We start from the raw sequence: 25131 nt of genomic DNA on the forward strand, positions 1-25131 counted from the left end.
CAAGGACCGGCGCCGCGCACCCGTCACATCGGCGCCCACCCCGGCAAGGCTCCGGGACCCGGTGCCACGCACCCACCACCACAGGCCCCGGCCCCGGCACAGCCCCAGCGCTGTTACCGGGATGGTCCACCGTGATCGGAAGGCGGCTCGCGGGACGAGCTCCCGCACAACGGCTGGTATTACTGGGGCATGCAGGAAGAGACGGCACGCTCCGCGATCGACACGTTCATCTCCGCGTTCAACGCCTCGGACGACGGCTATGTGACTGCCCTGCTCTCCCAGGCCCTGACCTCGGACGTGGTCTTCTGGGGGCCGTTGGGTCGCAGCGAAGGAATCGCGGCGGTCGAGCGGTTCGTGCTGGACATCCGGCGCCACCCGGCGGGGACCGGCACGATGGTGCGCTGCTCAGCGGTGGACATGCCGGACGAGTGGGCCCGGTACCAGTGGGTCTTCACCACGCCGGATGGAGGCCCCCGCCTGGCGGGAACGGACGTCGTCCATCTGCGGCGGAGCCTCATCGACCAGGTCATCGTCTTTGCGGGGGAGATCAAGCCGTCCGCCTCCTGAGTCGTCCTTCTGTCGCTGTCCCTCTCGTGAACTTGTCCCTTTCGGCACTCCGAGGCTGCGGTTCGCGGTCGGTCAGGCTGCGGCGTTGAGGGGACGTCCGCCCTAGCGGAGGCCCTTCTCGCTGCGGATGCGGACGCGTTCCTTGCGTTGGGCGGCAACTACGTCGGGGCGACGGGCGTTGGCGGTGCGCCGGCGCAGGTAGCGGCGGATGTCGGCGCTGGTGTGGACGGAGAGGTTGTCCAGGATGACGTGGATCGGGGCGCCGTCGGGTCGGGCGGCACGGATCGACTTCAGCGCGGCCAGGGTGTTGGCGGTGCCCTTGCGGCGGCGGTTGACGCCCCACAGTCGGTCGTCGCCCACGGAGCAGCAGCCGTGGAAGCAGGTGACGCCGTGGGTGCGGCGGTAGGTCGCCGGCAGCCGGTTGCCCTGCTTCGCCCAGCAGGAGCCTGCGGTGGGCCGGATCCCCAACGGCCCGAACTGTCACAGCGCTAGGCACGGGGGCCGAAGCCCCCGGAAGGGGCGGGTGGGTGGGAGATGACCGGGCACCGGCGCAGCCGGACAAGGACCGGCGCCGCGCGCCAGTCACCTCAGGCGTCGGTCACGGCGCAGCCCCGCATCCCCGGGCGCCGCGCATCCCTCACGACAGGCGTCGGCCGCGGCACCGCCCCCCACCACCGGTGCCGCGCACTCCTCACGACAGGCGTCGGCCACGTCACCGCCCCCCACCACCGCCCCCGCGCACCGCCCCCCTTCCCCGAAAGATGAACACGGCGTGACCGACAGGGCGCCCACGGCCCACCCCCGCGTGACGATGCGGCACCCCCACGCCCGCCCCTAGATCCACGTACGTGATCGGCGCCACGCGTTGCGTCGCCGTTCACGCGCAGGTCATCCCCACTGCCAACCATCCAGTACGGAGGGGCGGTTCGACCGGACCGGCCCGGCCGTCACTGTCGACGCGTTCGCACTCGGGGAGACCGCGCCATGCCGCGCATACGCTCTGTCACCACAGCCGCCGCAGAGATCGACCGCCGCGCATTCCTGACCGCGACCGGCGCGGTGACCCTCTCTGCCGGTATCGGATACGCCCTCGGACCGGCAGGCGGCACCAACGCCGCCGCCCACCCGGCCGCCGCCGCCCCGGCAAGGGCGATGTCCCGCCAAGCACCCGCCGCCCCACTCGCCCCCTACACCCGCGGCACCACCCTCGCCGCCGTCGCGACCGCCGCCGCGGGCTCCGGCTACCGGCGCCTGGGCGACGGACCGGCCTGGACCCGCGTCGTCCGCACCGAACTCGGCTCCGCCCGCAGCGACCGCGAGGCCAAGCGGAAGCCCCTCGCCGCGTTCGTCCAGTTCACCGACCTCCACCTGGTCGACGTACAACACCCCCTGCGCTACGAGTACTTGAGGTCGCAGACCGCCAGCGCTTGGCGGCCGCAGGAGGCGCTGAGCGTAGCCGGGGCCGTCGCCCTCGTGGAACGGGTGAACGCCCTGCGCGGCGCACCCGTCACCGCCTCGCCGCTGCACTTCGTGATGACGACGGGCGACAACACCGACAACAACGCCCGCTCCGAACTCGACTGGTTCCTCAAAGCGATGAGCGGCGGCCGCATCAGCCCCAACACCGGCGACCCCCGCCACTACGAGGGCGTCCAGAACAGCGGGCTTCCCCTCTACTGGCAGCCGGACGAGGCATTCCGGGACGGCGACAAGCGGGACCACGGCTTCCCCCGCATCCCCGGCTTCCTGGACGCCGCGATCTCCGAACTGCAGAGCCCCGGCCTGAACGTCCCCTGGTACTCCACGGTCGGCAACCACGACTCGCTGCCCGGCGGCTGCTACGCGCCCGCGGACCCGTACTTCGCCGAATTCGCGGTGGGTGACCGCAAGTTGATGGACCTCGACACCGCCACGGGCAAGGCGATCTGGGACAACGTACAGAACGGCGGGGACCCGAAGGGCAAGGCGTTCAAGGAGCTGCTCGTCTCGCACAAGCGGAAGATGCGCCGGGTGACGCCCGACGAGTCGCGCGCCCCGTTCACGCCGGTCGAGTACGTCGCGGCCCACCTCGACCCTGCGCACATGGGGCCGGGCCCGATCGGCCACGGCTACACCCAGGCCAACCTGGCCGACGCGACGCAGCACTACGCGTTCCGGATCTCCGACGACGTCCTCGGCATCAGCCTCGACACCACGGACCCGGCCGGCCACTACGAGGGCTCGATCGGTGCGTCCCAACTGGACTGGCTCAAGGGTGAGTTGAAGGCCGCCGAGCGGCGCGGCGACCACGTCCTCGTCTTCTCCCACCACACCTCCAAGACGATGCGCAACCTCCGCGAGGACCCGGACCGCCGCGGCGAACGGCGGCACGGCGGCGAGGAGTTGACCGCCCTGCTCGCGGCCCACCGCCCCGTCCTCGCCTGGGTGAACGGCCACAGTCACAAGAACGACATCACGCCACATGCGGGCACCGGCGACGGCACCGGCTTCTGGGAGATCTCCACCGCATCCCACGTCGACTTTCCGCAGCTCGCCCGCATCATCGAGGTCGCCGACAACCGCGACGGCACGCTGTCCGTCTTCACGACGCTCATCGAGTCCTCGGCCCCGCACCGCACCGACTTCACGGACCTCACGCAGACGGGTCTTGCCGCCCTCTACCGCGAGCTCTCCTACAACGCGCCCGGCTCACGCGCCACGCTCTCCGGCACCCCGGGCGACCGCAACACCGAACTCGTCCTCCGAAAGGGCTGATTCCGGCTCAACCGGCCGACATCGGCTCAACTCCCGCACCCACCCCCGAAGTCCCTCCGGTCGAACGCGACACCACGGCACGGCAACGGAGGAGACACATGCTGAAGCGCACGGCCCTGCTGGGGGCGGCGACAGTGCTGGCGATCACGACCGGGGCGCTCGCCACTCCGGCCCTCGCATCGGGCCCGGACCGCGACGGCCACCGAGCCACCCAGCGTGCCCTGGATGCCGCCGTACGCGAGGGTGTCCCCGGCGCCACCGCTCAGGTCCGCGGCAACGGCCGTACGTGGAAGGGGACTTCGGGCGTCGGGAACCTCACCACCCACAAGCCGCGCGGCGCCCACGACCACTACCGCGTCGGCTCCGTCACCAAGACGTTCGTCTCCACGGTCCTCCTCCAGCTGGAGGCCGAAGGGGAGCTGGACCTCGACGACACCGTCGAGCACTGGCTGCCCGGCCTCGTCACCGGCGACGGATACGACGCCGATCGCATCACCCTGCGGCATCTGCTCAACCACACCAGCGGCATCGCCGACTACCTGGAGGACGCGCGGTTCAACGAGGCGTACATGACCAAGAACTTCCTCGACCACCGCAACGACACTTTCGCGCCGGAGGAGCTCGTACGCATCGGCGTGCGCAACAAGGCGCGCTTCGACCCGGGAGGCGGCTGGGACTACTCCAACACCAACTACGCGCTCGCCGCCATGGTCATCGAGAAGGCGACCGGCCACGCGTACGGGGACGAGATCGAACACCGCATCATCGAGCCCCTGGGCCTGCGCGCCACGAAGGTCCCCGGCACCGACCCACGCATGCCGCGCCCCGCCTCCCGGGCGTACTCCAAGCTGGGCGACAGCGCCGGGCCGACGTACGACGTCACCGAGTTCAACCCGAGCGGCTCCTTCGGATCCGGCGAGATGATCTCCGACTCCGCCGACCTGAACCGCTTCTACACCGCCCTGGTCCGCGGCGAGTTGCTGCCGCCCGAGCAGATGAAGGAGATGCGGACCACGGCGCCGGGCGGCACCCAGGGACCGGACTCCGCCTACGGCCTCGGCCTGCAGCGCTGGAAGCTGGAGTGCGGCACGGTCGTGTGGGGCCACGGCGGCGGCATCCACGGTTCGTCGTCGCTCGTCCTGACGACGCCCGACGGCAGCCACTCCCTCGCCCTCAACTTCAACGGCGACTGGGCGGGCGACATGACGAAGGTCGCCGAGGCGGAGTTCTGCGGCAAGTAGCCCACCGACTCACCGCGGCAGCACCACGACGTACGCCGCCGGGTCCCGGTCGCCGGAAGCCATCAGCGCGGTCCGCACGATGGCGGCCTGCTGCTCGATCGACTCGCGCAGCTTCTTCGGGGAGATGTGCACGACGGTGATCCCGAGCCGCTCCAGGTGCTCGCGCTTACGGGCGTACTCGCTCCACAGCGCGTCGTCGTCCTGCCGAAGGCCATGGCGCGGCGCCCGGGTGTCCAGCTCGACGGCGACGGAGTGATCGGGCCAGAACGCGTCGACGCCGCCGAGGTGCGGGCCGCCGGGCAGCCGCAGATCCACGTTCCACACGGGGTCGGGCAGCCCGTACTCGCGCACCATCGCGTACAGCCGGTCCTCGGCGATGGTCCGCCCCTCGGCGAGCAGCGAGTCGACGGCGTCGATGACGTGCGGCCTGGTCAGCAGCCGGGCCGCCGACAACTCCCGTACGACGGCGGCCGGTTCGCAGTGCCCGCCCCGTACGGCCTCGGTGAGCAGCCGTCGTACGGCGCCCGCGTCGGACAGCCGGGACACCGCGTCGGCGAGCGCCCTCGGCACGGGGGCGACCGGAACTCCCTTCAGCTGTACGGGAGTCGGCAGGGCGGTGGTCCGGATCAGCCGCGCGAAGGCGGTGGACCGCAACCGCCGGGTGCGCGGGACGAGCACGTCGATGTGGTCGAGCGAGGACAGCGGGGGAGCGGCGGAGAAGCCGTGCAGCGCGAGGGCGGCGAGCCCGGTGACGATGGTGTCGGAGTACGGCGCGCGACCGGGGGCGTGCTGCGTGGGCACCCCGTCCGGGCGCCCGCGCCGCTCGGGGGCCCGCCCCGAGTACATCAGCACGGCGTGCAGCCGCTCCTCGTCGCTGGGCTGGCCGGGGTGCAACAAATACACACCTGGCAGCAACTGTTGCCAGGTCCCACCGGCCCGGCACTGCTCGGACACGGCGGCGGCGCCCACGCCGTGCGCCTTCAGCTGCGCGGCGCTCATCAGCTGCCGCTGGTTCTGGTTGAGGTGGCGCAGGGGGCGGGGCGACAGCGGGGCGGGGGTGTTCTGGTTCATGACCCGCCCATTCCCGCCCAAGAACCCCCCACTAACCGCTGTTACACCCCCGTAGGAAACTCCGGACATCGTCGCCCTAAAGGTGTCCCCACCTCCTGCCGAAAAGACCAGGCGGCACCGGGGGTTACGGCCGCGATTGCCAGCATTCAGTAACACCACTTAAGCCCCGCTCTTGGACGAGAGCCCGCGGGGTCCGGGGCAGAGCCCCGAGGCCGAAACCCCGGGGTACCGCCACCACTCCGACTACCTGCCCGCAGCCCCGTCACACGCCTGCCCCCGCAAGGCCCGCGCCAAGTCGTCCCGCGCCTCAAGCACAAGCCTCCGCAACGCCGGCGCACCCCCCTCATGCCCGGACAGCCACGCGTCCGTCGCATCCAGCGTCGCCTGCGAGTCCTGCAGCCCGGGGAACAGCCCCCGCACCACATCCATCCCGATCTGGATCGACCGCTCTTCCCACACCCGCTCGATCACCGCGAAGTACTTCTCCGCGTACTTCGCGGTGAGCGCCCGCTGCGACGGCTGCTGGAACCCCGAAATGGTCGCCTCCACCAGCGCGTTGCTCAACGCGTCCGACTCCACGACCTGCGCCCAGGCCTGCGCCTTCACGGCCTCCGACGGCCGCGCCGCGAGGCACCGCACCTGGTGCCGCTTGCCGGAGGCGGTGTCGTCCCGCGCCAGTTCCGCCGCCAGTACGCCCTCGTTCGCGACCCCGTACGTCGCGAGCGTCTCCAGGAACGCCCACCGCAGCTCTTGGTCGACGTCGAGCCCGTCGATCTTCGCGCCGCCGGAAACGTCCAACAGCCCCTGGAGCAACTGGAGATCGGCCTCGCTGGAGGCGACCGCTCCGAAGAACCGGGCCCACGTCAGCTGGTGCTGGCTCCCCGGCTCCGCGATCCGCAGCTCCTTGAGCGCGCCCTCGGCGAGCAGCCGGCCACCGGTCTCGCGCCACTCGGGCACCGCGTAGTGCACGAGCGCGGAGCGCGCCCACGCGTGCAGCGTCTGGAGCACCCCGATGTCGGACTCGCGCCCCGCGAACCGCAGCACGAGATCGATGAAGTCACGCGCGGGCATCAACGCGTCCCGCGTCGCGTTCCACAGCGCCGACCAGCACAGGGCCCGCGCCAGCGGGTCGGAGATGTCCCCGAGGTGGTCCCGCAGCGTCGCCAGCGACCCCTCGTCGAACCGGATCTTGCAGTAGGTGAGGTCGTCGTCGTTGACCAGTACGAGCTCGGGAGCCTCGGCCCCGGCCAGCTCGCCCACGACCGTCCGCGGCCCGTCCACGTCGACCTCGGCGCGCGCGTACCGCTCGACGGCGCCGCCTGCCGCACGCCGGTACAGGCCCACGGCCACCCGGTGCGGGCGCAGTTCGGGGTGCGACTCGGCCGCTTCCTGCACCACCGCCAGCTCGGTGATCCGCCCCTCGGCGTTCAACGTGACTTGCGGGGTAAGGGAGTTGACGCCCGCGGTCTGAAGCCAGGACCGCGACCAGGTCGCCAGGTCGCGCCCGCTCGTCTCCTCAAGCGCCGACAGCAGATCGCCCAGTTCGGTGTTCCCGTAGGCGTGCCGCTTGAAGTACCGCCGCGCGCCTTCCAGGAACGCGTCCCGCCCGACGTACGCGACGAGCTGCTTCAGTACGGAGGCGCCCTTGGCGTACGTGATGCCGTCGAAGTTGAGCTTCGCGTCCTCCAGGTCCCGGATGTCGGCCGTGATCGGGTGCGTGCTCGGCAGCTGGTCCGCTCGGTACGCCCACGACTTCCGGTTGTTGGCGAAGGTGATCCAGCCGTCCGTGAACCGCGTCGCCTCCACCATCGAGAACGCGCCCATGAAGTCCGCGAAGGACTCCTTCAGCCACAGGTCGTCCCACCAGCGCATGGTGACGAGGTCGCCGAACCACATGTGGGCCATCTCGTGGAGGATCACGTTCGCGCGCCGCTCGTAGGACGCCTGCGTGACCTTCCCGCGGAAGATGAACTCCTCGCGGAAGGTCACCATCCCCGGGTTCTCCATGGCGCCCAGGTTGTACTCGGGCACGAAGGCCTGGTCGTACTTCCCGAAGGGGTACGGGTAGTCGAAGTGGTCGTGGAAGAAGTCGAGGCCCTGCTTGGTCACCGTGAAGACGTCATCGGCGTCGAAGTACGGGGCGAGCCCCTTGCGGCACATCGCGCCGAGCGGGACGACGAGCTTCGACCCGTCTTCGAAGGTCCGCTCGTAGGAATCCGTCACGTAGTGGTACGGCCCGGCGACGACCGCCGTGATGTACGTCGAGATCGGCTTGGTCTCCGCGAACTGCCAGACGCCGTCGACCAGTTCACCCGTGCCGTTCGACCATGCGGTCCATCCCTCGGGGGCCTGCACGCTGAACCGGTACGGCGCCTTCAGGTCGGGCTGCTCGAAGTTGGCGAACACGCGGCGCGAGTCGGCGGGCTCGTACTGCGTGTAGAGGTACACCTCGCCGTCCTCGGGGTCGACGAAGCGGTGCATGCCTTCACCCGTACGCGAATACGCGCACTGGGCGTCGACCACCAGCTCGTTGTCCTCCGCCAGGTTCTCCAGCTGGATGCGGTTGCCGTCGAACACGGCCGCCGGGTCGAGGTCCTCGCCGTTCAGCGACACGGCCGTCACGGACGGCGCGATCAGGTCGACGAACGTGGCCGCCCCCGCCTCGTTCGACCGGAACCGGATCGTGGTCACGGAACGGAAGGTGCGCGGCCCCTCGCCGGCGAAGTCGCCGACCGCGGAGCGCAGGTCGAGCGCCACCTCGTACCCGTCGACGGACAGCAGACCCGCCCGCTCGCGGGCCTCGTCGCGGGACAGATTCTCACCGGGCACGGCGGCACTCCTTTGTGACGTAACTGTTCAGCCGCCTACGATCCTCGCACGCGGCTCCGACACCGGACATCGGGGAATGGACCGGGCACGGGCCGCGTTGGCGCTGCCGAGACCACCCGGTGAATCTTGAGGAGAACCATGTCCGAGAAGACCCCCGTCGACTTCTGGTTCGACCCCCTGTGCCCCTGGGCCTGGATGACCTCGCGCTGGGTCCTGGAGGTCGAGAAGGTCCGCGACATCAAGGTCCGCTGGCACGTGATGAGCCTCGCGGTGCTCAACGAGCCGCGCCTCGACGAGCTGCCCGAGGAGTACCAGGAGATGATGCGCACCCAGGCCTGGGGCCCGGTCCGTGTCGTCATCGCCGCGCAGCAGGAGCACGGCGCGGAGGTCCTCGGCGACCTCTACACCGCGCTCGGCACCCGTATCCACAACCGCGGCGAGGGCCCCACGAAGGAGGCCGTCGCCGGCGCTCTGGAGGAGGTCGGCCTGCCGGAGTCCCTCCTCGACCACTGGGACGCCACCAAGTACGAGGAAGAGCTCCGCGCCTCGCACAAGGAGGGCATCGACAAGGTCGGCCAGGACGTCGGCACGCCGGTCATCGCGGTGCCGGGAGCCGACGGCAACCAGATCGCCTTCTTCGGCCCGGTCGTCACCCCGGCGCCCAAGGGCGAGGAGGCGGCCAAGCTCTGGGACGGCACGCTCCTCGTCGCCTCGGTCCCGGGCTTCTACGAAATCAAGCGCACGCGCACGGTGGGCCCGATCTTCGACTAGTCGTCGATGCTCGGCGGGAAGCTCCCGCCGCCCCACGTGCGGCCGTGGCGCCGGTAGGTGAGACACCCTTCGGTGTCACATCGCCACGTCGCGTGGATGTCGGCCTCGATCTGTCCCTTGGCAGCCAGGTGTGCCTTCTCGTGGGCCTTGAGGCGACGGAAGGGTCGGGGGCCGCCGTGGCACGTGTCGCAGTGCAGGTTCAAGAACTCCGCTGTCATCCCGCCAAGGTCCCCCGGAATCCCGCACACCAACAGACCCCCGTGAGTCACATCCTCACGGGGGTCCGTCGTTTCCGCCGCCCGCCAACGTGAAGGTTGAGAAGACGATCACGAGGCGGGACGCTTCACAGCATCACGGCACCAGCAGCAGGTTGTACGCCCGCTCCCTCGCGGCCGCGTACCGCTTGGCCACGTCCTGCCAGTTGACGACCCGCCACATCGCTTCGATGAAGTCGACCTTCTGGTTCTTGTACTGCAGGTAGAACGCGTGCTCCCACGCGTCGAAGACGAGGATCGGGGTCGAGCCCTGGCCGACGTTGCCCTGGTGGTCGTAGATCTGCTCGACGATGAGCCGCCCGCTCACCGGCTCGTACGCGAGGACGCCCCAGCCGGAGCCCTGCGTGGTGGCCGCGGCCTTCGTCAGCTGTGCCTTGAACCCGGCGAAGGAGCCGAAGGACTCGGTGAGCGCGTCGGCCAACTCGCCCACGCCGTCCGCCGCGAGCGGCTCGCCGCCACCGTCACCGGTCATGTTGTGCCAGTAGATGCTGTGCAGGATGTGGCCGGAGAGGTGGAAGGCCAGGTTCTTCTCCAGGCCGTTGATCGAGCCCCACTGTTCCTTGTCGCGGGCCTCGGCCAGCTGCTCCAGGGTGTCGTTCGCGCCCTTCACGTACGCCGCGTGGTGCTTGTCGTGGTGCAGCTCGATGATCTGCGGGTTGATGACCGGCTCAAGCGCCGCGTAGTCGTACGGAAGCTCAGGAAGCGTGTACGTGGCCATGTCTCTCCGTGCCCTCCGACTGCTTATTGCAACTCTATTGCAAGTGCAGGCTAACAGCAGGAGTGTCGGGCGCAACGAACGGGGACAGCGAACGGGCGCAACGAAAGGGCCCCCGGACCAAGTGGTCCGGGGGCCCTCCGCGTTGAACTCGGTACGGCTACTTCTTCTCGGCCAGCTTCTGCCGCGCGTACCCGACCGCCGCGAGGATGATCGCCAGTCCGCCAGAGAAGTAAAGCTGGACCCGCGTGTCGTGCTCGCGGGCCATCAGGACGAAGACGGCGACCATGCCGACGAGCGCGATGATCGTGAGGTACGGGTACGCCCACATCTTCACGACCAGCTTCTCCGGCGCCTCGCGCTCCAGCTTGCGGCGCAGCACCAGCTGGGAGACGGCGATGAAGAACCAGACGACGAGGATGATCGCGCCGATGGTGTTGAGCAGCCAGGCGAAGATGTCGTCCGGGCGCCAGTAGCTGAGCAGCACGCACACGAAGCCGAAGACCGCCGACAGCAGGACGGCCACGCGCGGCACACCGTTCGTGACCTTGCCGATGGCCTTCGGGCCCATGCCGCGGGCGACCAGCGAGGCGGCCATGCGGGAGGCGCCGTAGATGTTGGCGTTCATGGCGGAGAGCAGCGCGACGAGGATGACCACGTTCATGATCTGGCCGGCCGCCGGGACGCCCAGGTAGTCGAGCGTGGCGACGTACGGGCCCTTGGTCGGGATCTCCTTCGAGGTCCACGGCAGGAGGACCACGACGACCGCCATCGAGCCGACGTAGAAGAGCGCGATGCGCCACATCGCCGTACGGACCGCCTTCGCGACGCCCTGCACCGGGTGCTCCGACTCGGCGGCGGCGATCGTCACCGTCTCCAGACCGCCGTACGCGAAGACCGACGCGAGCAGGCCGACGATCAACCCCTCCGTGCCGTTCGGCATGAAGCCGCCGTGGCCGGTGAGGTTGGACATGCCGGGGGCGTCGACGTCGGGCAGCACGCCGAGCATGGCGAGGACGCCGATGACGAGGAAGAGCACGATCGCGCCGACCTTGAGCGCGGCGAACCAGAACTCGAACTCGCCGAAGTTCTTCACGGCCGACAGGTTCGTGATCGTGAACAGCAGCATGAACAGGGCGACCCAGGCCCACTCGGGCACGCCCGGCACCCAGCCGTGCACGATGCCCGCCGCGCCGATGCCCTCCAGGCCGACGGCCACACAGAGCAGGAACCAGAACGACCAGCCCGCGGTGAATCCGGCCCACGGCCCGATGCCCCGCTCGGCGTGCACGGAGAACGATCCGGACGCCGGGTACGCGGCCGACATCTCGCCCAGCATGCGCATCACGAGCATGACGAGCGCGCCGGATATCGCGTAGGCGAGGATGATCGACGGGCCCGCGGCGGCGATCGCGGTGCCGGAGCCCACGAAGAGGCCCGCGCCGATCACGCCGCCCAGCGCGATCATGGAAAGATGGCGCTGCTTGAGGCCGTGCGACAGCGACGGCTCGGCCGGCGCCTGCTCGACCGGCCGCGCGTCCGTCCCCTCCGCAGGGGACTGCGCTGAGTTCCGAGACATGGGTGTGCCCTGTTCAGTAGCTGTGACGGTCCTGGCGTAAACGGAACGTAAAACTGCCACAGTCTGGGTGGGCGGCCCGCTCAGAGGGAATAGGTTTCCGGTATACGGACACGACGCTCACACGCCGCAATGATCATGTCGACGTTCGGTGAACGCGTGGACACCGCTCAGGCACGCCGTGCGCGCAACTCCCGGGCGCCCGCGACCGCGAGGACGAGCAGCGTCGCCCCGGTCGACCACATCAACTGCGGCCGCGCCGTGTCGTCGGTCAGCATCAAGCCGAAGACCACGGCCATCGCGGCGATCGCCACCCAGGTCAGCCAGGGGAACGCCCACATCTTCAACACGAGGCGCTCGGGGGCCTCCTGCTCGATGCGTCGCCGCAGGCGCAGTTGCGACACGGCGATCAGCGCCCACACGAACAGCAGTACCGCGCCGACCGAGTTGAGCATGTAGAGGAAGATCGTGTCCGGCCACTCCAGGTTCAGGAGTACGGAGATGAAGCCGAAGGCCACCGAGGCCAGGACCGCGCGGCGCGGCACCCCGCCACCGCTCACCTTCAGCAGCGACTTCGGCGCCTCGTCGCGCTCGGCCAGCGAGAAGATCATGCGGGACGAGCCGTAGAGGTTGGCGTTCAGCGCGGAGAGCAGCGCCACGAACACCACGATGTTCATGATCTGCGCCGCCGACGGCACACCGATCGAGTCGAGCACGGTGACGTACGGGCTGATCCCCGCCTTCTGCTCCGTCCAGGGCAGCACGGTCACGATGACCAGCATCGAACCGACGTAGAAGAACAGGATCCGGAACACCGCGCTGCGCACCGCGCGCGCCACCGAGCGGGCCGGGTCCTCGGACTCGGCGGCCGCGATCGTGACGACCTCCAGGCCGCCGAACGCGAAGACGACCGCGAGGACGCCGGAGACGACGCCCTCCCAGCCGTGCGGCAGGAACCCGCCGTCCCCGGTCAGATGGGTGAGGCCGACCGGATCGGTGTCGGGGAGGATCCCGAAGATCGCGAGGGCGCCGAGCACCAGGAACGCGATGATCGCGAAGACCTTGAGGGCCGCGAACCAGAACTCGAACTCGCCGAAGTTCTTCACCGCCGTCAGGTTGGCGACGGTGAACACGACCATGAAGAGCAGCACCCACGCCCACTGCGGGACGCCCGGCGCCCACCCGTTCGCGATCTGCGCCGCGCCCGTCGCCTCGACGGCGAGCACCACCACGAGCATGAACCAGTAGAGCCATCCGGCAGTGAACCCGGCCCACCGGCCGAGCGCCCGCTCCGCGTGCACCGAGAAGGAACCGGACGCGGGCATCGCGGCGGACATCTCGCCGAGCATCCGCATCACCAGCATCGCGAGTGTGCCCGCGATCAGGTACGAGACGACGATGCCGGGCCCCGCGACCGCGATACCGGCTCCCGAGCCGACGAACAGGCCCGCGCCGATGACCCCGCCGAGGCCGAGCATCGTGAGGTGGCGCTGCTTCAGCCCGGCGGAGAGTGGTTCGTCGTGCATGGGGCTTCAGCCGATCTCGGATGTGCTGGTCGCGCGGGCGTGCGCGGTTTGGCGGGAACCTACAGTCTCCCGTTCAAGCACCTCCGCACGCAAAACGGACTCTCCCAGTGACGAGCATCACCTTGTACGAGGTGTAGGTGCCGTTGTTTGTTCAGAGCCCACCAACACGGCGTGGGCCCCTTTGTCGACCGGCGACCGTGATCGGCCCAACTCCCCTGGGATAGCGTCACAAAGTCCTGCCCTGCCCGACCGCAAGGTCCTCTCACTGAACGCGGAGTCCCCATGAGTACCGCCGCCGCTGTCGCGACCGCCGCCCGTCCGGGCAAGGTCCTGGCCGACCTCCTGCCCGCCTCCCGCACCAAGTCCGCCGTGGCCCTGAAGAGCACGGCGCTTGTCCTCGGCGGCGCCGCCCTCACCGGCATCGCCGCGCAGATCGCGTTCCCGATCCCGGGCTCGCCTGTGCCGGTCACCGGTCAGACCTTCGCCGCGCTGCTCGTCGGCACCGCGCTCGGCGCCCGCCGCGGCTTCCTCGCGCTCGCCGTCTACGCGCTCGCGGGCATGGCCGGCGTGCCGTGGTTCGCGGAGGGCGGCTCGGGTATGGCGACGGCCTCGTTCGGTTACGTCATCGGCCTGATGCTGGCCTCGGCCGCGGTCGGCGCGCTCGCCCGGCGCGGCGCCGACCGCTCGATGCTGCGCACCGCAGGCACGTTCCTGCTCGGCGAGGCCATCGTCTACGCGGTCGGTGTCCCGTACCTGGCCCTGTCCACCGGGATGGGCCTCACGGCCGCTATCGCCGCGGGCCTCACCCCGTTCCTGATCGGCGACGTCCTGAAGGCGGCCCTGGCGATGGGCGCGCTGCCCACCGCCTGGAAGCTCGCCGACAAGTAGTCCGCTGGTGCACCTCTAGTCGGCTAGCGCACCTCGGAGCTGCCGCGGCGGGTCCACCACAGGCCCGCCCCGCCGGCGGCCATCAAGGCCGCGCCGACCGCGCCCAGCGGCAGCGCGGCGTCACCGACGCCGGTCGACGGCAGGTTCTCCTGATCGTTGGCCCCGCCGCTTCCGCCCCCGCCCTCGTCGCCCTTGTCGCCCGCGGGGGCGGCCGGCTCGTTCTCCGTGTTGAGCAGCAGCGGCGTGACGGGCGCGTTCGGCGAGGGGCTCGTCGTGCCGAACGGCACCGGGCCCTGCTGCCAGAACGTCTTCTTCGTGTCCCCGCTCTGCACCGGCAGGCAGATCTTTCCGGTCTTTTTCAGATCGAATGTCGCGGCGACCTTGTACGACTGCGTCTTTCCTGCCTTGAGGTTGTCGATGGGGCAGGAGAATCCGCTGTTGGAGCCCTTCGGCAGCTTGTTCTCCGGAATCGCGGTGCAGTTCGGAACATCCTTCACCACGAGCCCGTCGAACCCCACCACGGCCAGGAATATCCGGCCGCTTCCCTTGCTGCCCTGATTGCTGACGCTCGCGATCAGATTCTGCGTCTCTCCGGTCGAGTTGTCGGCCGAGATCTTCTTCGGCAGTGCCGTGGTCAGCTTCACGCCCGAGGGCGCCGCGTCCACCGCCTTTCCCCCCTCGCCGCTGCCCGGACCAGGCCCGTGGTCCGCGAGCGCGGCGCCCGGCAGCACCATGAACGCCGTCACGGCGCCCGCGCACAGTGTCCCGGCGATTTTGACCTGACGTCGTGAACCCATACTCGTCGTCCCCCTAGGTATTTCCACTTCCCCCAACCGCGGCCGAATTCGCGGCACTTGAAGAGGTACCACAAGATTTCTCCGCACTATGCTGGGGCGGCGGGAAGTGTCGACGTTGTGTGCCGGGGGTGCAGTCGATTGCCTGGAAATACAAGCGGAGGCGTTCAGGGGTTACTGGTGGCGTCCCGCTACCGCCTGGACGAATCCATAGGCCAGGGTGGAATGGGGCGCGTGTGGCGCGCGGTGGACGAAATGCTCGACCGCCGGGTCGCCGTCAAGGAAATGCGCATCGACGGGCTCGACCCCGAGGACGCCCGCACCCGCCGCGAGCGCACGCTGCGCGAGGCCCGCGCCACCGCCCGCATCGACCACCCGGGTGTGGTGCGCGTCTATGACGTCGTCGACGAGGGCGAACGCCTGTGGATCGTCATGGAGCTGGTCGACGGCCGCTCCCTGGAGCAACTCCTCGTCGACGACGGGCCGTTGCCGGCGGACGAGGTCGCGCGGATCGGACTGAGCCTGGCCGGGGCGCTGCGGCAGGTGCACGCGGGCGGCGTGCTGCACCGGGACATCAAGCCCGGCAACGTACTGATGGAGCGCGTGGGGCAGCGCCGCGTCATGCTCACGGACTTCGGCATCGCCGCAATCCAGGACGCCAAGGCGCTCACCATGGTCGGCATGCTGGTCGGCTCGCCCGACTACATGGCCCCGGAGCGGGTCTCGGGCCATCTACAGGGCCCGCCGTCCGACCTCTGGTCGCTGGGGGCGACGCTCTGCGCGGCGCTCGGCGGCAGCTCGCCGTTCTCCCGGGAGACGACCCTCGCGACCCTGCACGCCGTCCTCTACGAGCAGCCGCGCCTGCCGCCCGACGCGGGTCCGCTGGGTCCGCTCCTCGCGGGCCTGCTGGCGAAGGAACCGCAGGACCGCCCCGACGTCGACACGGTGACCGGGGCGCTGGCCCCCACCGAGGCCCCGGAACTCCCGGAGGCGCCGACGCCCGGGACCCGCACCCTCGACATCGGCCTGCGCCGCCCGGAGCCCACACCCGCACCCGCGCCCGCACAGCCTCCGCGCGGGAACCGTCGCAGGACCACGCTCATCGCGACCGGGGGAGTACTGGCCGTGGGCCTCGCGGCGGCCATCGCCCTCACGCTGCCGAACGGGGACCCGCAGGCGGGCGGCTCGACGCCCACGACATCCCGCCCGCCCACCGTCGAGGGCACGTCCCGGCCGCCCACCGAGAGCCTTCCGGCGGGCGCGCGGCAGGAGGCGGGGTACGCGTGGGTGCCGCCGAAGGGCTGGGAGCGGGTGGTGAAGACGGCGTCCGAGGTGCACTACACGTCACCGGACGGCACCCAGGAACTCGTCGCCCAGTCGGCCCTCGCGAAGGACGACCTCCTGGCCACGTGGCAGAAGTCCGAACGCGCCGCCCACCAGGGCCAGGACTACAAAAAGCTCCGCCTGACCCGCACCACGTTCCGCGGCCGCCCCGCGGTGGTCTGGGAGTACCTCTTCACCCTGAAGGGCGCCCGCTGGCACGCGGAACTCCTGGGCTTCGACCGCGGAAACAGGTCCTACCAGGTGGGTACGTGGTACCAGCCCGAGGTGGAGGGGCAGGCGAAGGCAACGTACGAGCGGGTGAAGAAGACGTTCACGCCCCAATCAAGCCCCGCCGGCGATTGAGCCAATCCAGCCCCGCTCTGGTGACGAGAGCCCGCGGGGCCAGGGGGCAGCGCCCCGAGACGCCGACCCCGGACCCCGCAACACTCACGCCTTCGCCCGCTGAACCTTCTCGCGTACGAGCGCGAACCCGACAACGAACGCCGCAACGAGCAGAGAAAGCAGAACCTGCTCCCGCCCGTCCTTGTCCGTCAACATGTACACAAGCACGAACGAGATCATCGCGATCGTCGCCCACGTCAGATACGGGAACAGCCACATCTTGACGACAAGCTTCTCCGGCTGGTCCCGCAGGATCATCCCGCGCATCTTCAACTGCGTGAAACAGATGACGAGCCACACGAACAACGCGACGGCTCCGGAGGAGTTCAGCAGGAAGTTGAAGACGGTGTCCGGCCACTGGTAGTTGAACCAGACCGCGAGGAACCCGAAGACGACGGACCCGAGGATCGCGACCCGCGGCACACCGCGCGACGTGGTCTTCGCGAACGCCTTCGGCGCGTCACCGCGCTGCCCGAGCGAGAAGGCCATACGGGAAGCGGTGTACAGCCCCGAGTTCAGACACGACAGCACCGCGGTCAGCACGATGACGTCCATGACCTGCCCGGCGTGCGGGATGCCGATGGAGTTCAGAGCGGCCACGTAGGACCCCTCCTTGACGATCGACGGATCGTTCCACGGCAGCAGCGTAAGCACGACGAAGATCGAGCCCAGGTAGAAGATGCCGATACGCCAGATCACGGAGTTCGTGGCCCTGGTGACGGCCTTCTGCGGGTCCTCGGACTCACCGGCGGCGAGCGTGACGATCTCGGAGCCCATGAAGGAGAAGACGACCATCAGGACACCGGTGAGGATCGCTCCGGGCCCCTTCGGGAAGAAGCCGCCGGAATCGGTGAGGTGTTGGAGCCCGGACCCCGGGTTGTCGGAGCCGGGCAGCAGCCCGAAGACGGCGAGCAGGCCCACGATCACGAACGCCGCGATCGCGACGACCTTGATCCCGGCGAACCAGAACTCGAACTCCCCGTACGAGCCGACGGCCGCCAGGTTCACGACGGTGAGCACGATCATCACGATCAGCGCCCACCCCCACTGCGGGACGCCCGGTATCCAGCCGTTGAGGATCTTCGCGCCCGCCGTCGCCTCCACGGCGAGCACCACGACCCAGAAGAACCAGTAGAGCCAGCCGATGGAGAAGCCGGCCCAGCGGCCGAGGGCCTGGTCGGCATAGGCGGAGAAGGAGCCGGACGAGGGCCGTGCGGCGGCCATCTCGCCCAGCATCCGCATCACGAAGACGACCATCGCGCCGACGAGGGCGTACGAGACGAGGATGGCGGGTCCTGCGGCCGCGATGCCGGAGCTGGAGCCGACGAACAGACCGGCTCCGATGACACCGCCGATGGCGATCATGGACAGGTGCCGGTTCTTCAGCCCTGCCTTGAGTCCGTCACCGTCGCCGCCGGTGGGCGGCGTACCGGAGGAGGCCCCGGTGGTGGGGGGCGACTGCGTGGTCATGCACTGGGTCCTTACGTTTGCGGTAAACGTGGGTTCGCATTCAACGCACCGGGTCGCCCGTGCGGAAGCTTTGAGTCCGGATTGTTGTCAAGGCCACGACGGGCGCCCCGGCGGGCACCCGGAGGCGGCTACCCGGCGCGCGTCGTGCCACACTCGGACCCATGCGCGTGTACCTCGGCTCGGATCATGCCGGCTACGAACTCAAGAACCACCTGGTCGAATGGCTCAAGGCCCACGGCCACGAGCCCGTCGACTGCGGGCCCCACATCTACGACGCCCAGGACGACTACCCGCCGTTCTGCCTCCGCGCCGCGGAGCGGACGGCCGGGGACCCGGACGCCCTCGGCGTCGTGATCGGCGGCTCCGGCAACGGTGAGCAGATCGCCGCGAACAAGGTGAAGGGCGTCCGTGCGGCCCTCGCCTGGAGCGAGCAGACCGCTGCGCTGGGCCGTGAGCACAACAACGCGAACGTGATCTCCATCGGTGGGCGGATGCACACGGAGGAGGAGGCGACGAAGTTCGTCGAGATCTTCCTGGCGACGCCGTACTCCAACGAGGAGCGCCACCAGCGCCGCATCGACATGCTGTCGGCCTACGAGACGTCCGGCGTCCTCCCCGCGATCCCCGCGCACCACCCGCAGCAGGACTAGCCCCTCCGGGTCCGCACCCGCACCGGGGTTGCGCTCCGGGGCTCCGCCCCGGACCCCGCGGGCTCTCGTCACAAGAGCGGGGCTTGAAATACCAAGCCCCGCCGGCCATTTAAGCCCCTGCGGCGATTGAGCAGCGGGGTATGGGGCAGAGCCCCAAATCAGCCCCGCTCTGGTGACGAGAGCCAGCGGGGTCCGGGGCAGAGCCCCGTGACGTCAACCACGGTTAGCCGAAAGGAACCGGCGTGCCCGAAGGCCACACCATCCACCGCCTGGCCAAGGACCACGCCGAGAAATTCGCCGGCCGCAAGGCCACCGTGACCAGCCCCCAGGGCAAGTTCTCCGACGCGGCAGCGCTCCTCACCGGCCAAGAACTCACCCACACCGAGGCCATCGGCAAGCACCTCTTCCTCGGCTTCGGCGACGAGGGCGCCTGGATCCACATCCACCTCGGCCTCTTCGGCAAGTACACCTTCGGCGCGACCCCCGCCCCGCCCCCCACGGACACCGTCCGCCTGCGCCTCGCGAACGACACCCACTACGCGGACCTCCGCGGCCCCACCACCTGCGCGCTCATCACGGACGCCGAGAAGCAGGCGATACACGACCGCCTCGGCCCGGACCCGCTGCGCCAGGGCGAGGACCCCGCCAGGGCCTACGCCCGGATCTCCCGCAGCCGCACCACCATCGCCGCGCTCCTCATGGACCAGAAGGTGATCGCGGGCGTCGGCAACGTCTACCGCGCCGAGGTCCTCTTCCGCCACGGCATCGACCCGTACACCCCGGGAAAGAGCCTCACCGAGCCCCAACTCCACGCCATCTGGGACGACTTGGTGGCGCTGATGCACGACGGCGTCCGCGCCAACCGCATCGACACCGTCCGCCCCGAGCACACCCCCGAGGCGATGAACCGCGCGCCGCGCGTCGACGACCACGGCGGCGAGGTCTACGTCTACCGGCGCGCGCCACAGCCCTGCCACCTGTGCGGCACCGAGATTCGCACGGCGGAACTGGCGGCCCGCAACCTCTTCTGGTGCCCCACGTGTCAACCGCCCCGTTAGAACCCGTGCGGCAGCCACGGCGCGACGGTCGAGCCGAACGCCACCGACGCCTCCACGAGCGCTCCGGGCCGCAGCTCCCGCACCCGCCCGGCCCCTGCCAGCTCCATCAGTGACACGTCGCCGAGATAGGCCGCGCCCAACTCCCGTACGGACAGGGCGAGATCGGCCGGCTCCTCGGTCCGCTTGCAGGACGCGCCGCCCTTCGCGTCGCCGGTGAGCCGCCAACGCCCCTCGTTCCAGGGGCAGAAGGCGTCCGCCACCTCGAACACGACGTCCACGGGCGTGAGATACGTACGCGCTTCGAGCGCCTCGCCCACCTCCACCAGACGTACGTGCATCGAGTCACGCACCCGTACGCCGCACCGCCGGATGTCGGAGACCAGCGAGAACAGCGGATCGTCCACCGGAAGGTTCCCGCATTCCACGGTCTCCGTCAGATCGATGGAGCACAGGAACCGCCACAGCGCCGCGTACGCCGCGGGCTCGACCGAGGTCACCTCGCGCACCAGGACCCGGTTGCGCTCCACCCCGCCCGCGGAGTCCGGCCGGACCTGGAAACGCGCGAACCCGACCGCCTCCCCGTCGCGTTCGGCCACGACGCACTGGAGCGGCGAGGCCCCGTCCCGCTCCTGCTCCGGGTCGAGCAGCGGCAGCCGCTCCCAGCCGGGCGTCCGGGCGAGCATCCCGGGCCGCGTCCCCACGGTCCGCAGATACACGGACTCGCACCGCTCGGCGCCCTCCGCGACCTCCACGTACCGCAGTCGCACCTGGTCGGCCTCGGCGGGCGCCTCGATCCGTACCTGCCGGGACTCGATGCGCACCGCGGCCTTGCGGGTCCCGACGCCGTAGCCGAACCGCCCGTAGATGACGGGTTCGGACGCCGTGAGGACCGCGAGGGGCTCGCCCCACTCTCGTACGTCGTCGAGTTGACGGCGCATCATCCCGGTCAGAATGCCGCGCCTGCGGTGCGTCGCGGCGACGCTGACCATCGTCACGCCCGCCGCGGTCACGAAGGCCCCGCCGGGCACCGCGACGCGGAACGGGAAGGCGCCCGCGGTGCCCACGCACTCGGCCCCGTCCCAGACTCCGAGCGAGCGGTCGAGGACGGTCAGCTCCCGGTAGAGCCCGCGCTCCTCGGCCGCCTCGGCCACTCCGCCGAAGGCCCGCTCCAGCTTCCCGTACCAGTGGTCCCACTCGCTGTCCCGCAAGGTGCGCAGATCGGTCGCCATACGCCATCCCTACCAGGGCGGGCAGCGGCGGGCGAGGGAATTTACTCCCTGCACCGGGGCTGTACCGGGGCTGACGGGCGTGCCCGGAAAGGGGGACAAGTGGGACCTCCCGTGCACAGGTCCTGACCCGGTGGATAGGGTCCACGAACAATGGCGCTACGACGAGAGCGGCGCGGGCGCAAACAGCGCGCGGAGGCCGATACGTTCCCGGCCCGGTTGAGAATGCGTGTACACCGGGTCCGCACAGCCGTGCGCAAATCCGGAGTGGACTACTTCCGCGGGGACGGCTCGGACTGGATCGCGCTCGTCGGGCTGCTCATCACCATCCCGGTGATCGCCTTCGCCACCATCCTCAATCCGGTGTGGTGCGCGCCCGCCGTCCTCGTCCTGCCGATCGTCGCGGGCGGCCTGCTGCTGCGCCCCGCCAGCCTGCTCGGCCTGTACGCGGCGGCGGCCGCGGCGCTGATCGTGGAATCGTTCCAGCTGGGCCCCTACACGCAGCGCGCGGCCGGGGTCACGCCCGGCACCGTGCTCACGGTCGCGGCCTGCGGGTTCTTCGGCCTGCTCATCGCCCAGTTCCGCAGCCGGGTCGGCGTGCCCTGGCGGCGTGGCGGAACGATGCTCTTCGACCTGCGCGAACGTATCCGCACGCAGAGCCGGCTGCCCAAGCTGCCGCCGGGCTGGCACCGCGAGATGGCGCTGCGCCCTGCGGGCGGCCAGTCGTTCTCCGGCGACTTCGTGGTGGCGGCCCGTACGAACAACGGCCGCACGCTGGAGGTCGTCCTCACGGACGTGTCGGGCAAGGGAATGGACGCGGCCAGCCGGGCCCTGCTGCTGGCCGGCGCCTTCAGCGGCCTGCTCGGCTCGCTGCCGCCGCACGCCTTCCTGCCCGCGGCCAACGGCTATCTGCTCCGCCAGGACTGGGACGAGGGCTTCGCGACGTCGATCCACCTCGTCCTTGACCTGGAGTCCGGGGACTACGAGCTGTACTCGGCGGGCCACCCGCCGGGCCTGCAGCTCAGCGCGGGCACGGGCCGCTGGGAGGAGAAGGCGGCCGAGGGCCCGCTCCTCGGCGTCTACGACGGGGCCGAATTCGACGCCACGAAGGGGACGCTGCGCCCCGGTGACGTGCTGATGCTGTTCACGGACGGCCTCGTCGAGACCTCCGAGCGGGACATCAGCGAGGGCATGGACCGCCTCACCGGGGAAGCCGACCGGTATGTGACCGGCGGCTTCCACGGCGCGGCCTGGCACCTCATCGAGGCGGTGGCCAAGGACGTCAACGACGACCGGGCGCTGCTGCTGATCTGCCGGGACGCGTGAGGGTTTCCCTACCCCGGCGCCCTACACCCCGGCGCCCACCCGTGGCTCATCGAGCACCGGCGCCCGCTCCTTGAGCGGCAGGATCCTGGCCAGCCATTCGGACCGGCCGGCGGCCAGCGGCCCGAGCACCGCGAGCAGCAGCACGTATCCCGCGATGAACGGCGACAGGCGTTCGTCGAGCCCCGCGCCCGCGGCCATCGTGGCGAGGATCAGCGCGAACTCGCCGCGCGCCAGCAACGTGGTCGAGATGTTGGCGGCGGGCCCGCTCCCGAATCCGTAGATCTTCGCGGCCCCGAGTCCCGCAAGCACGTTCATGACGAGCGTCACCGCGACCGCCGCGAGCACGGGCCACAGCACCGTCGGCAGGTCACCGGGGTCGATGGAGAGGCCGAACGCGAAGAAGAAGATCGCGCCGAAGGCGTCCCGCAGCGGGTGCACCAGCTTCATGATCCGCTCGCCGGACGTGGTGGACCCGAGCATCAGGCCGACCATGAACGCCCCGATGGCGTCGGCGACACCGAACCACTCGGAGACCCCGGCCACGAACACCGCCGCACCGAGGAAGGAGATGACGAGGAGTTCGTCGTCCTTGGTGTTGAACAGCTTGCCGACGAGCCGCGTGCCGAAGCGCGCCGCGAGGGCGAGCAGCAGCAGGAACCCGAAGGCCTTGCCGCCGTCGAGCACGGCCGCCGACAGCGAGTCCGCCCCGGACAGGATCGGCTGCAGCGCGGCCAGATACAGGGCGAGGAAGATGTCCTCGACCACGATGATCCCGAGGATCGGCTTGGTCTCGGGGTTCCCGAGCCGGCCCGTGTCGACAAGAACCTTGGTGACGATCGCGGACGACGAGATGCCGAGCACCCCGGCGAGGACCAGAGCTTCGGATGTGCCCCAGCCGAGGGCGAATCCGAAACCGAGGCCGGCGCCGACGTTCAGCGCGAGGTACGTCCCGCCGGCGAGGGCCATCTTGCGGCCACCCGTCTTCAGGTCGTCCATGTGGAACTCGAGGCCGAGATAGAAGAGCAGAAGTACGAGTCCGAGCGCGGAGAGCATCTCCAGGTCGTGCGGGTCGGAGAGCAGCACGACGCCCGGCGTGTGGGGGCCGAGCAGGATCCCGGCCAGGATGAACAGGGGAATGGTGGGGAGGCCTATCCGCCCTCCCAGGCGGGCGAGGACGGCGGCCGCGAGAAAGGCGCCGCCCATGGCGATCAAGGTGTCTGCGTGTCCGATGGGCCCGTTCCTCCTTGGTCTTGAAGCCGTACGTAAAGGTCGATGGGTCGACCAGAGGCTTTGGTCAAGAGAGTGTCAAGAAAACGTCAATACTTAGCTTACCAAAGGACCTGGGGGCCCAGTCCTGAGCCGTGTGAGAGGGTCGGCGGCATGCTCACGCTGACGGAAGTAGAGGCCCTCGCGCGGCAGGCCCACCAAGGCCAGAAGGACAAGGCGGGCCGCCCGTACGCGGAGCATTTGGCGGCCGTGGCCGAGGGCACGCGGGCCAGGGGAGGCAGCGAGGCCCAGGTCGCCGCGGCCTGGCTGCACGACGCGATCGAGGACGACGCGCTCACGGAGGAGTGGCTGGACGCGGCCCCGCTCCCGGCGGAGACGAAGGCGGCCGTCCGCGCGCTGACCAAGCGCAAGGGCGAGCCCCCGGAGGCGTACGCGCGGCGCATCCTCGCCACCCCCGGCGCCCGCCTGGTCAAGGAGGCGGACCTGGCCCACAACGCGGATCCGGGCCGCCTCGCCGTCCTCGACGAGCCGACCCGGAATCGACTGACCCAGAAGTACGCGACGATGCGCGCGCTGCTGGGGCTTTAGGGCCCTGGGCCCTGTACGGGTTACGCCTTACGGCAGGATCGAGTCCACGTAACCGCCGTCCACCCGCAGGGCGCCGCCGGTCGTGGCGCTGGAGAGGTCGGAGGCCAGGTACACCACCATGTTCGCGATCTCCTCGGGCTCGATGAGCCGTTGCAGCAGGGACTGCGGGCGGTGCTCGCGCATGAAGGCGCGCTGCGCCTCGTCCCAGGGCAGGGAGCGGTCGACCAGCTCGTAGACGAAGTCCTCGACGCCGCCCGTGTGGGTGGGACCCGCGATGACGGAGTTGACGGTCACGCCGCTGCCGGCGGCCTGCTTCGCGAAGCCACGGGTCACCGAGAGCAGCGCCGTCTTGGACATCCCGTAGTGGATCATCTCGGCGGGGATCACGATGGCCGAGTCGCTGGCGATGTTCTGGATCCGGCCCCAGCCGCGCTCGGTCATGCCGGGCAGATAGTGGCGGATCAGCCGGACCGCGGACAGCACGTTGACCTCGAAGTAGCGGCGCCACTCGGCGTCGGTGATCTCCAGCGGGTCGGCGGAGCCGAAGATCCCCAGGTTGTTGACCAGGATGTCGATGTGGGGGAGCGCCTCGGCGGCGTCCCGCAGACCGTCCTCCGTGGTGACGTCGGCCGCGACCGGCACCAGATCCGCGGCGGGTACTTCGGCGCGGATGCGGGACACGGCCTCGTCCACGCGCTCCCGCGTCCGTCCGTTGACGCCGACGCGGGCCCCGGACCGGGCCAGGCCCGTCGCGATGGCGGCGCCGATGCCCTGGGTGGATCCGGTGACCAGGGCGGTGCGTCCCGTCAGATCGATCTGCATGAGGCCGGGCTCCTCGTGGTTCGGGTAAGGGT

Annotated in this window: 21 protein-coding genes and 1 pseudogene; 10 read left to right on the plus strand and 12 right to left on the minus strand. The window is 70.1% G+C overall.

The features are described 5' to 3' along the window. Nucleotides 1-189 precede the first annotated feature (189 nt). Nucleotides 190-567: a nuclear transport factor 2 family protein gene (locus OG746_RS27885; protein ID WP_266719611.1), complete on the plus strand. Its 378-nt coding sequence runs from the start codon at nt 190-192 to the stop codon at nt 565-567. Between the two features lie 102 nt (nt 568-669). On the opposite strand, the pseudogene OG746_RS27890 reads toward OG746_RS27885, so the two are convergent. Continuing rightward, a pseudogene (locus OG746_RS27890) lies at nt 670-1047 on the minus strand (transposase); the annotation flags it as partial. A 504-nt stretch (nt 1048-1551) separates the two neighbouring features. Here OG746_RS27890 and OG746_RS27895 point away from each other — a divergent pair. Then, nucleotides 1552-3321, plus strand: a complete 1770-nt coding sequence (locus OG746_RS27895; RefSeq protein WP_266719613.1) for a TIGR03767 family metallophosphoesterase — start codon at nt 1552-1554, stop codon at nt 3319-3321. 98 nt (nt 3322-3419) lie between these two features. Further along, nucleotides 3420-4562, plus strand: a complete 1143-nt coding sequence (locus OG746_RS27900; protein ID WP_266719615.1) for a serine hydrolase domain-containing protein — start codon at nt 3420-3422, stop codon at nt 4560-4562. A 9-nt stretch (nt 4563-4571) separates the two neighbouring features. On the opposite strand, the gene OG746_RS27905 is transcribed toward OG746_RS27900, so the two are convergent. Together OG746_RS27905 and pepN are read right to left on the minus strand one after the other, a co-directional pair. Next, a complete protein-coding gene (locus tag OG746_RS27905; protein ID WP_266719617.1) occupies nt 4572-5633 on the minus strand; it encodes a hypothetical protein in 1062 nt (353 codons plus the stop codon). Nucleotides 5634-5876: 243 nt separating this feature from the next. After that, the gene (pepN, locus tag OG746_RS27910; protein WP_266719619.1) at nt 5877-8462 is read right to left on the minus strand and encodes an aminopeptidase N; all 2586 of its coding nucleotides are present in this window, start codon (nt 8460-8462) and stop codon (nt 5877-5879) included. 138 nt (nt 8463-8600) lie between these two features. Between pepN and OG746_RS27915 the strand changes: the two genes are divergently transcribed. Next, a complete protein-coding gene (locus OG746_RS27915; RefSeq protein ID WP_266719621.1) occupies nt 8601-9233 on the plus strand; it encodes a mycothiol-dependent nitroreductase Rv2466c family protein in 633 nt (210 codons plus the stop codon). On the opposite strand, the gene OG746_RS27920 is transcribed toward OG746_RS27915, so the two are convergent. The 4 genes from OG746_RS27920 to OG746_RS27935 all read right to left on the minus strand — a co-directional run bounded on the left by OG746_RS27920 (nt 9230) and on the right by OG746_RS27935 (nt 13325). After that, complete coding sequence (locus OG746_RS27920) at nt 9230-9451, minus strand: hypothetical protein (RefSeq protein WP_266719623.1); 222 nt, start codon at nt 9449-9451, stop codon at nt 9230-9232. The genes OG746_RS27915 and OG746_RS27920 overlap by 4 nt on opposite strands. Nucleotides 9452-9584: 133 nt before the next feature. Then, entirely contained in the window at nt 9585-10226 is a 642-nt protein-coding gene (locus tag OG746_RS27925) for a superoxide dismutase (RefSeq protein ID WP_266719625.1), read from the minus strand. Nucleotides 10227-10383: 157 nt separating this feature from the next. Further along, nucleotides 10384-11802 (minus strand): amino acid permease, encoded by a 1419-nt coding sequence (locus tag OG746_RS27930; RefSeq protein ID WP_266719627.1) that lies wholly within the window; start codon nt 11800-11802, stop codon nt 10384-10386. 167 nt (nt 11803-11969) lie between these two features. Further along, nucleotides 11970-13325: an amino acid permease gene (locus OG746_RS27935; protein ID WP_266719629.1), complete on the minus strand. Its 1356-nt coding sequence runs from the start codon at nt 13323-13325 to the stop codon at nt 11970-11972. A 282-nt stretch (nt 13326-13607) separates the two neighbouring features. Here OG746_RS27935 and OG746_RS27940 point away from each other — a divergent pair, with 282 nt between their 5' ends. Next, entirely contained in the window at nt 13608-14213 is a 606-nt protein-coding gene (locus tag OG746_RS27940) for a biotin transporter BioY (RefSeq protein WP_266719631.1), read from the plus strand. A 23-nt stretch (nt 14214-14236) separates the two neighbouring features. Here OG746_RS27940 and OG746_RS27945 read toward each other — a convergent pair whose 3' ends face one another. After that, nucleotides 14237-15010 carry an LPXTG cell wall anchor domain-containing protein gene (locus tag OG746_RS27945; RefSeq protein WP_266719633.1) on the minus strand — a complete coding sequence of 258 codons (774 nt, stop codon included), beginning with the start codon at nt 15008-15010 and terminating at the stop codon, nt 14237-14239. A gap of 177 nt (nt 15011-15187) precedes the next feature. Here OG746_RS27945 and OG746_RS27950 point away from each other — a divergent pair, with 177 nt between their 5' ends. Then, nucleotides 15188-16693, plus strand: coding sequence for a serine/threonine-protein kinase (locus OG746_RS27950; protein WP_524540482.1), 1506 nt, complete (start codon nt 15188-15190; stop codon nt 16691-16693). Nucleotides 16694-16777: 84 nt separating this feature from the next. On the opposite strand, the gene OG746_RS27955 is transcribed toward OG746_RS27950, so the two are convergent. After that, nucleotides 16778-18202 carry an amino acid permease gene (locus tag OG746_RS27955; RefSeq protein ID WP_266719635.1) on the minus strand — a complete coding sequence of 475 codons (1425 nt, stop codon included), beginning with the start codon at nt 18200-18202 and terminating at the stop codon, nt 16778-16780. A gap of 161 nt (nt 18203-18363) precedes the next feature. Between OG746_RS27955 and OG746_RS27960 the strand changes: the two genes are divergently transcribed. Both OG746_RS27960 and OG746_RS27965 read left to right on the plus strand, forming a co-directional pair. After that, nucleotides 18364-18852, plus strand: coding sequence for a ribose-5-phosphate isomerase (locus OG746_RS27960; protein ID WP_266719637.1), 489 nt, complete (start codon nt 18364-18366; stop codon nt 18850-18852). A gap of 242 nt (nt 18853-19094) precedes the next feature. After that, a complete protein-coding gene (locus OG746_RS27965) occupies nt 19095-19910 on the plus strand; it encodes an Fpg/Nei family DNA glycosylase (protein WP_266719639.1) in 816 nt (271 codons plus the stop codon). On the opposite strand, the gene OG746_RS27970 is transcribed toward OG746_RS27965, so the two are convergent. Continuing rightward, entirely contained in the window at nt 19907-21139 is a 1233-nt protein-coding gene (locus OG746_RS27970; protein ID WP_266719641.1) for a GNAT family N-acetyltransferase, read from the minus strand. The genes OG746_RS27965 and OG746_RS27970 overlap by 4 nt on opposite strands. Nucleotides 21140-21289: 150 nt before the next feature. Between OG746_RS27970 and OG746_RS27975 the strand changes: the two genes are divergently transcribed. Beyond that, the gene (locus OG746_RS27975; protein ID WP_266719643.1) at nt 21290-22462 is read left to right on the plus strand and encodes a PP2C family protein-serine/threonine phosphatase; all 1173 of its coding nucleotides are present in this window, start codon (nt 21290-21292) and stop codon (nt 22460-22462) included. A gap of 21 nt (nt 22463-22483) precedes the next feature. Here the strand turns inward: OG746_RS27975 and OG746_RS27980 are convergent, their stop codons facing one another. Then, nucleotides 22484-23665, minus strand: coding sequence for a cation:proton antiporter (locus OG746_RS27980; protein ID WP_266719645.1), 1182 nt, complete (start codon nt 23663-23665; stop codon nt 22484-22486). A gap of 177 nt (nt 23666-23842) precedes the next feature. Between OG746_RS27980 and OG746_RS27985 the strand changes: the two genes are divergently transcribed. Beyond that, the gene (locus OG746_RS27985; protein WP_266719647.1) at nt 23843-24277 is read left to right on the plus strand and encodes an HD domain-containing protein; all 435 of its coding nucleotides are present in this window, start codon (nt 23843-23845) and stop codon (nt 24275-24277) included. A 27-nt stretch (nt 24278-24304) separates the two neighbouring features. On the opposite strand, the gene OG746_RS27990 is transcribed toward OG746_RS27985, so the two are convergent. After that, entirely contained in the window at nt 24305-25099 is a 795-nt protein-coding gene (locus OG746_RS27990; RefSeq protein WP_266719649.1) for an SDR family NAD(P)-dependent oxidoreductase, read from the minus strand. Nucleotides 25100-25131: the final 32 nt, after the last annotated feature.

Source organism: Streptomyces sp. NBC_01016, from assembly GCF_026341035.1.
Classification (GTDB): Bacteria; Actinomycetota; Actinomycetes; order Streptomycetales; family Streptomycetaceae; genus Streptomyces.

Excerpts from the sequence above, each read along its gene's own strand:
- OG746_RS27990 (WP_266719649.1), bottom strand. The coding sequence starts at position 25,099 with ATGCAGATCGATCTGACGGGACGCACCGCCCTGGTCACCGGATCCACC.
- OG746_RS27980 (WP_266719645.1), bottom strand. The coding sequence starts at position 23,665 with ATGGGCGGCGCCTTTCTCGCGGCCGCCGTCCTCGCCCGCCTGGGAGGG.
- OG746_RS27920 (WP_266719623.1), bottom strand. The coding sequence starts at position 9,451 with ATGACAGCGGAGTTCTTGAACCTGCACTGCGACACGTGCCACGGCGGC.
- OG746_RS27885 (WP_266719611.1), top strand. The coding sequence starts at position 190 with ATGCAGGAAGAGACGGCACGCTCCGCGATCGACACGTTCATCTCCGCG.
- OG746_RS27940 (WP_266719631.1), top strand. The coding sequence starts at position 13,608 with ATGAGTACCGCCGCCGCTGTCGCGACCGCCGCCCGTCCGGGCAAGGTC.
- OG746_RS27900 (WP_266719615.1), top strand. The coding sequence starts at position 3,420 with ATGCTGAAGCGCACGGCCCTGCTGGGGGCGGCGACAGTGCTGGCGATC.
- OG746_RS27970 (WP_266719641.1), bottom strand. The coding sequence starts at position 21,139 with ATGGCGACCGATCTGCGCACCTTGCGGGACAGCGAGTGGGACCACTGG.
- OG746_RS27925 (WP_266719625.1), bottom strand. The coding sequence starts at position 10,226 with ATGGCCACGTACACGCTTCCTGAGCTTCCGTACGACTACGCGGCGCTT.
- OG746_RS27975 (WP_266719643.1), top strand. The coding sequence starts at position 21,290 with ATGGCGCTACGACGAGAGCGGCGCGGGCGCAAACAGCGCGCGGAGGCC.
- OG746_RS27895 (WP_266719613.1), top strand. The coding sequence starts at position 1,552 with ATGCCGCGCATACGCTCTGTCACCACAGCCGCCGCAGAGATCGACCGC.
- OG746_RS27935 (WP_266719629.1), bottom strand. The coding sequence starts at position 13,325 with ATGCACGACGAACCACTCTCCGCCGGGCTGAAGCAGCGCCACCTCACG.
- OG746_RS27905 (WP_266719617.1), bottom strand. The coding sequence starts at position 5,633 with ATGAACCAGAACACCCCCGCCCCGCTGTCGCCCCGCCCCCTGCGCCAC.
- OG746_RS27945 (WP_266719633.1), bottom strand. The coding sequence starts at position 15,010 with ATGGGTTCACGACGTCAGGTCAAAATCGCCGGGACACTGTGCGCGGGC.
- OG746_RS27985 (WP_266719647.1), top strand. The coding sequence starts at position 23,843 with ATGCTCACGCTGACGGAAGTAGAGGCCCTCGCGCGGCAGGCCCACCAA.
- OG746_RS27930 (WP_266719627.1), bottom strand. The coding sequence starts at position 11,802 with ATGTCTCGGAACTCAGCGCAGTCCCCTGCGGAGGGGACGGACGCGCGG.
- OG746_RS27955 (WP_266719635.1), bottom strand. The coding sequence starts at position 18,202 with ATGACCACGCAGTCGCCCCCCACCACCGGGGCCTCCTCCGGTACGCCG.
- OG746_RS27960 (WP_266719637.1), top strand. The coding sequence starts at position 18,364 with ATGCGCGTGTACCTCGGCTCGGATCATGCCGGCTACGAACTCAAGAAC.
- OG746_RS27915 (WP_266719621.1), top strand. The coding sequence starts at position 8,601 with ATGTCCGAGAAGACCCCCGTCGACTTCTGGTTCGACCCCCTGTGCCCC.